The sequence below is a fragment of the Frankia sp. AgKG'84/4 genome (genome assembly GCF_023242965.2).
GTDB lineage: Bacteria > Actinomycetota > Actinomycetes > Frankiales > Frankiaceae > Frankia.
This window is the reverse complement of record NZ_JALKFU020000519.1, coordinates 1-3,908: the sequence shown is the minus strand read 5'-3', so window position 1 is coordinate 3,908 and position 3,908 is coordinate 1. Positions and strand designations below refer to the sequence as shown.

Sequence of the window (3,908 nt, the reverse complement as noted above, 5' to 3'; positions counted from 1 at the left end):
GACCGCGCACCGGACGCCGGTGGTCACCGCGACGCGCGGCTGATCCCGCCGCCGTCCCCCAGCACCGCCAGTCGGCGTCGGCGGGCTTCGCGGGGGCCAGCATCGCGCGGTGCGCCGCGGAACCGTCGAGGGGAGCGTTGACGCGCTCGGCGATCCGCCAGCCGTCCGGGGTGCGGGGTGCGGGGTGCGGGGTGCTGGGTGTGGGGTGCGGGGTGCGGGTCCAGCGCCAGATGTTCGCGGAGACGTGCGCGATCCAGAACCGGTCGGCGTCGGGGTCCCAGCGGATGTTGAGGGCGTAGCTGCGGCCGGTCGCCTCGTCGCCGTGGACCTCGACGTGCGGCGTGGTCAGCACGTGGGCGCAGCCGTCGCGGTTAGCGTGCCGATCGCGGGCACTTTCGGTGGCCACGGCCTGAAGGAACGAGGTTTCACCGACCTCTGTACCGTCGACTATGGCGACGTCGGGGCGTGGCAGGGCGCTGATGCCCTCACCACGGCGTTCGACGAGATGCACAAGCCGTTCGGGCACACGAGGCACAGCCTCACCACCTCGACATCCGCGTCGACGGTGACCGGGCCGAGGCCCGCAGCTACGTCAATGCGGTGATCATCGTGCCGGGGTATGTGGGCGGATTTCAGACGTAGGGGTACTACGACGACGAGATCGTCCGGACGGCGAGCGGCTGGCGGATCGAGCGCCGGGTCCTCGCCAGCGTGTACTCCACCGAGCTGGGCGGCGCGCCGACGTCAGCCTGACGTGGGCTGGATCGAGTCAGGTGCAGGGTAAACCGTCGGTGTGCCGGCGGGTGGACTGGCGGCTGTGCATCCGGAGCAGGTCGCTGGTCGGGGTGAGCGCGCAGCCGCACGCCCGCCACTGCTCGCGGCCGATTGCGTAGACGTTGCTCGCCTGCCAGGGGCCGACGTCCGCCACCCCGCGGTACTGCATGCCGAGTCGGCGGGCGATCGTGTTCATGCCGACGTTGTCCCGGTGCGTGATGGTGATGAGTTCGGTGACGGGCAGCCGGTCGAAGCCGAACTCCAGCGAGGCGCGGATCGCCTCGGTGCCAAGCCCGTGTCCCCAGCGGTCCCGCCGGATGGACACGGCGACCTCGATCCCCGGCCAGCCCTCGGCGGCGTAGGAACCGGCGCGGCCGAGGAACTCGCCCGTGCCACGTTCCTCGACCGCCCACATGCCGTGCCCGTGCAGCATCCACATCCCCAGCAGGTGAGTGACCAGGCGTTCCGTGCCGTCCTGCCCGAATGGCCCGTTGAGATAGCGCATCGTCTCCGGGTCGGCGTTCATCGCCGCGTACGGGGAGAGATCCGCGGGACGCCAGCCGCGCAGGATCAACCGGGACGTGAGGACGGTCGGGATCTCGGTGCGGCTGGGTGCGCCATAGGTCAACGTCATATGAGTGATGGTCCGCCCACGGGGGCTGGTCGGGAAGTACTCTGGGCGACGATTCCGTGCGTGTCTTCTCAATTGCGGTGAGTTTGAGCATTTCTTAACGCAAATACGGGTGAAAGTGGCACATCGTAACGCCTACGCCATTATGTGGTTACCTGGCGGCGATCTGTGTATCACGGCTGATGTGATCATCGGCGGCAGGTCGCCCGGTAGGGCACCCCGGGCAGGTAGTACCGCCACGACGACGCGTCCAGACCCACTCTGGCGGTCTGGCATGCATAACCGATGATGCCGCCCTGGCGAAACGCCTGGACCGCGGCGAGGCGCCACAGCCGGAGCGTCCCGTCATAGCCGCCCGAGGCGAGCAGGGCGCCGTCTGGGGAGAAGGCTACGGACCGCACGGACCGGGTGTGCCCCGCCAGCGGTTGCCCGATCGGGCGCAGGACGCCCGGCGACGCCGAACCCACGCCGTCGCCGGTCACGGCGGCCGGGAGGTCGGCGGCGCCGGTGGCCCACAGCCGAACCCCGGGTCCCGAGCCGACGCTGGCGAGCAGGGTGCCGTCGGGCGAGAAGGCCAGGGCCTGGGTAGCACCCGTGTCGGTGCCCGCCCGAGCGAGGACATGACGACCCTGCACGCCGCCGGTCGCCACCACCTCGATCCGGCCACCCCGGCTCGTGCCGGTGCCCCCGTCACCCACCTCGTCGCCGCCGGCCGGGCCGGTCACGCCGGCCGGTGCGCCGCCACTGCCATCCGCCTCGATCGGCGCCGTCGCCGACCGGGCGAGACGTGGGTCGGACGGCGGGGGGCCCGGAGTGGGCGGACCGGTCGCTCGTGGCCGGGCCGGGTCGGTCAGGTCCCAGACCAGCGCGGTGCCGTCCGCGGCGGTCGCGGTCAACCGCCGGTGGCCGAGGGCGAACTCCACGGCGATCGCCGGGCCCGGCAGCCCCCGCAGCGGCGCCACGACCGGCACGAGTCGGGTGCCGCGGATCGACCACAGCGACACCGACTGGTCCGCGCCGCCGGCGGCGAGCAGCGTCCCGTCCGGGGCGAAGCCGAGCGCGGTCACCGGATCGCCGGGGCTGGCGAAGCCCGTCGGGTCCGCGGCGAGGCTCTGCAGCAGGCCCTCCTCGCTCACCGCGCCCGGCGAGACCGTGGCAGCGGCGATCCCCAGCCGCAGCGCCCGGTCGCGGTCGGTGGTTCGCACGTCGCGTGCGGTGGCCAGCAACGACTGGGCAACCGCCGCCAGCCGGGCCAGATCGGCGGCCCGCTGGGAACGCTGCGCCGACCGGTTCTGGAAGCCGGCGGTCGTGGCAGCGGCGACGGCCACGACGAGCAGCAGGGACAGCACCGCGACGGTCCGGCGCCGGCGTCGCCGCTCGCGGCGGGTGATGCCGTCTGCGTGCTGGTGGCATTCGGCGAGGAACTGCCGGCCGGCCCGGTTGAGGTTCACCACCGGTTCGCCGCCCGCCCGGAATCGGTCATAGGACCCCCACAGGATGGTGGTCGCGGCGGTGAGCCGGTCGACGTCCCACAGCGGGCCGCCGCGGGAGCGCCGGGTGGCGGCGCGCTCCACCTGCCCCTCCGTGAGCAGCGCCGCCTCCCGCTCGCGGATCGCCGAGTCCAGCGGCTGCCAGGCGGTCAGCAACGCCTCGTGCACGACGCCGACGGAGGTGCCGCCCAGGCTGTCGCTGGGCGTGGACAACAGCCGTTCCTCGACGAAGACCCGGAACGCGGTGCGCAGCGCGTCGCTGGACAGCTCCTCGAAGTCGATGCGGCGCCGGGTTCGCCGGCCCGCCTCGTCCAGCGTCGCGAGCTCTGCCATGCTGGCAAGAATCACCTCCCGGGCCAGGCCGGCGGCGGCGACCGCGTCGTCGAGCACCGCGTCGGCCCGGCGGGCGAGCGCACCGCGCACCCCGCCGAGCTCCTCGTAGCGCGCGGTGGACAGCCGACCGCCGCGAACCTGGTCGCCGGCCAGCTCCTGCAGGGTGAACGCGAGCAGCGGCAGGGCCTCGCCGCCCTCGGTCTCCTCGACCATCCGGCTGACCAGCTCCGGGTCGACCGACAGCCCGGCCACCCGGGCCGGCTCGCTGATCACCACGCGCAGCATGTCCCGCCCGAGCGGCCGCAGCGGGAACGTGTGCAGAGAGACGTCGTGCAGCTCCGGCACGGCGAACAGCTGGTCCTGGAACTCCGAGCGCACGGCGATGACGACGCGGATCGGCCCGTCGAGCCCACGGGAGATCGCGGTGGCGAAACGGGACCGCTCCGGCGGCGGAGTTCGGGTGAACAGCTCCTCGCCCTGGTCGACGACGAGCAGCAGCCGGTCCCGCGGCGGGCCCGGAGCGGCGGCGAGCAGCTCCTCCGCGACCGTGGCGAGCGCGCCGGGCTCGTCCCGCAGCCGCCGCCCGATCTCGTCGGCCGTCCAGCGCACGCCGGCGAGCTGCGCGGCCTTCTCCAACGCCAGGGCGAGCTTGCGCAGCGGGTCGCGGCCCGGCACGAACG

3 protein-coding genes are annotated in these 3,908 nt (G+C 73.4%); all 3 read right to left on the bottom strand.

Annotated features, from left to right (window positions below):
• Positions 1-526 (bottom strand): nuclear transport factor 2 family protein (locus tag MXD58_RS22400; protein WP_250609869.1); only part of this gene is annotated, 526 nt, incomplete at its 3' end.
• Between the two features lie 243 nt (positions 527-769).
• Positions 770-1,408: a GNAT family N-acetyltransferase gene (locus MXD58_RS22395; protein WP_248837586.1), complete on the bottom strand. Its 639-nt coding sequence runs from the start codon at positions 1,406-1,408 to the stop codon at positions 770-772.
• 185 nt (positions 1,409-1,593) lie between these two features.
• The coding region (locus MXD58_RS22390) for an nSTAND1 domain-containing NTPase (protein ID WP_250609868.1) at positions 1,594-3,908 on the bottom strand (2,315 nt) is incomplete at its 5' end.

Excerpts from the sequence above, each read along its gene's own strand:
- MXD58_RS22395 (WP_248837586.1), bottom strand. The coding sequence starts at position 1,408 with ATGACGTTGACCTATGGCGCACCCAGCCGCACCGAGATCCCGACCGTC.